3 protein-coding genes are annotated in these 2,061 nt (G+C 34.5%); 1 reads left to right on the forward strand and 2 read right to left on the reverse strand.

Going from position 1 to position 2,061, the window contains the following annotated elements:
• Positions 1–244: 244 nt before the first annotated feature.
• Both FTV42_RS16415 and FTV42_RS16420 read right to left on the reverse strand, forming a co-directional pair.
• Positions 245–535, reverse strand: coding sequence for a hypothetical protein (locus FTV42_RS16415; RefSeq protein WP_127801923.1), 291 nt, complete (start codon positions 533–535; stop codon positions 245–247).
• Complete coding sequence (locus FTV42_RS16420; RefSeq protein ID WP_004728244.1) at positions 535–1,176, reverse strand: AAA family ATPase; 642 nt, start codon at positions 1,174–1,176, stop codon at positions 535–537. The genes FTV42_RS16415 and FTV42_RS16420 overlap by 1 nt, the downstream gene beginning before the upstream one ends.
• Positions 1,177–1,520: 344 nt before the next feature.
• Here FTV42_RS16420 and FTV42_RS16425 point away from each other — a divergent pair.
• Positions 1,521–2,061, forward strand: a 541-nt coding sequence (locus FTV42_RS16425) for a replication initiation protein (protein WP_180039215.1), incomplete at its 3' end; no start/stop codon positions are given.

A 2,061-nucleotide genomic window follows, 5' to 3' on the forward strand; every position in this document is an offset into this window, starting at 1 on the left:
GGCTTATTTTAAAATAATAGTAGTGAAGATTTTCTAAAATTAACATAATACACCTTATACGAAACGTCCAAAAAATTTCCTTTTAAAACAATGTTTTATATCTGTAAAAACAGCCTAAGCACGCTCTCTTAGGCTGTTTTATCAATCTTTCATGTTCCACGATCGATAAGTAAGCAATATTTCAAAAGTTTATTTAATAAAAATTTAAAGCATTAACTTATGTAAATTAAGTAACTTACGTAAGTTACTTAATTTTATCTAATACGATTTTTTGCAGTTCTTCAGCAGATAGTTTTTCTAGTTGACTAATAGCAGCTTTTAAAATGATAGAACGATTGGCCTTAGCAACTCTACAATTTACCAAAAGAGTATCTATTTGATGATTGACATCTTCAGTTAAAGAGAAGGTGTATCTTTTATAAGTTTGCTGTGTTGGCTCTATTTTCTTAACACGTTTGGTTGCACCCTGAATAAAGTCCTCGATTTTTTCTTCGTTTAAACTTTGCTCAGATTTTTTTAAGCCTTTAAGTGCCATTAAAGATCTCCTAAAAACTCTTTAGCAATTTGTTCAATTTCTTGTTTAGCTTTTTCATCAGATGACATTTCAAAGACAGATAATCCATTTTCATCAGCATCATCATAGATATTTCGATTACACGTAAAATTGTTAAGTGGAATCAAATCAAAAGATTCACATGCTTCTTTAGCGTCTAATATTCTTTGAAACTGACTTGGTAAAGTTGGACATTGAGTAATAACTGCTCGAGTATAAAGCTCTGGATTTACAGCTTTGGCTAATCGGATCAACTTTTCAACATGAACCAATGTTTTTAGATCACGTCTTTTAGGACGAAATGGCAATAACATATGAGTTGCAATAGTCATTGCTGAACGTAAAGCCTCAGAATCTTGACCACCTGCATCGATAATAATGTCTTGATAGCGTTTAGACAGGTCTAATAATATTTGACGGATATTCCCAGCAGCTTGTACTGAAGGAATACTTTCTACTTTATTGTTGTCATCACGTTCTTTAATCCAATCAGTAGTAGTACCTTGTGGATCAGCATCCAATAATAAAATATCTCTCTTTTTCGCTTGTAAATACACAGCTAAATTTTGGGCGAGGCAACTTTTACCGGACCCTCCTTTTTCACCACCAACTAAAATTATCATCTTGATTATTTAACTTACGTAACTTATTTAAAATTCATTATATAAAGTTTTCTATTTAGATCAATAGTTTATAAATAATAAGATTATTTAACTTGCGCAACTTACGTAACTATCTTGATAATTTATTATTTTATATAGTTTTATTGATTGAAATTTTTTGTTGATTAGTTATATTCTTACAAAAGAAAGCCCCGATGATTTTCAAACTTGGCGGAATGGAATCAATCGAGGCTCGTATCTTTAACAACAATAAGGAGATGAATCCGTCTTGTGTTTGTTATAATCATATACCACAAATTTAGTATATGCAAAGAACAAAAGGCGGTTTACTAAAGTGTAAACCCATGAATTATACAAAAAGTCACTCGACACTGACTAAATTTAGAACGGAATTGGGGACACAGCAGCAACTCGATCTATTCGAGAGTCTACCAAATAAACCATATTGCATGGATGAGAAGCCTGGCTACATGCTCATCCGTACTAAATCCATCGCGGTTAAAAAGCCCTACATTCAGATAAATTCACCCCTGACCACAATTTACTTTGTCTTTGACGATGACAAAGAAGATGCCGCTTTATCCTGGTTTGATGCCGGTTTACCTAAACCCTTTTGGACTACTCAAAACCCTGTTAATGGTCATAGCCATCATTGCTACAAGCTGGAGATACCGCTTTGTACCAGCGACTTTTCCAGCATTAAGGCAATCAAGTATGCCCAGGCGGTTTACTATGCCTATGCGCTCAAAATGGGGGCAGATCGCAACTATTCTCACCTCATTACCAAGAACCCCTTACATCCTCAATGGCGAACCACGTTCTGGACAGAGCGGGCTTATTCCCTGGACTACCTAGCGGACTTTGTTGACCTACCTAAGCGGATTC

It is taken from the genome of Acinetobacter sp. YH16052, from assembly GCF_013417155.1.
In the GTDB taxonomy this organism is placed as follows: Bacteria; Pseudomonadota; Gammaproteobacteria; order Pseudomonadales; family Moraxellaceae; genus Acinetobacter.

Coding starts and splice junctions, on each gene's coding strand:
- FTV42_RS16415 (WP_127801923.1), bottom strand. CDS start 535: ATGGCACTTAAAGGCTTAAAAAAATCTGAGCAAAGTTTAAACGAAGAA.
- FTV42_RS16420 (WP_004728244.1), bottom strand. CDS start 1,176: ATGATAATTTTAGTTGGTGGTGAAAAAGGAGGGTCCGGTAAAAGTTGC.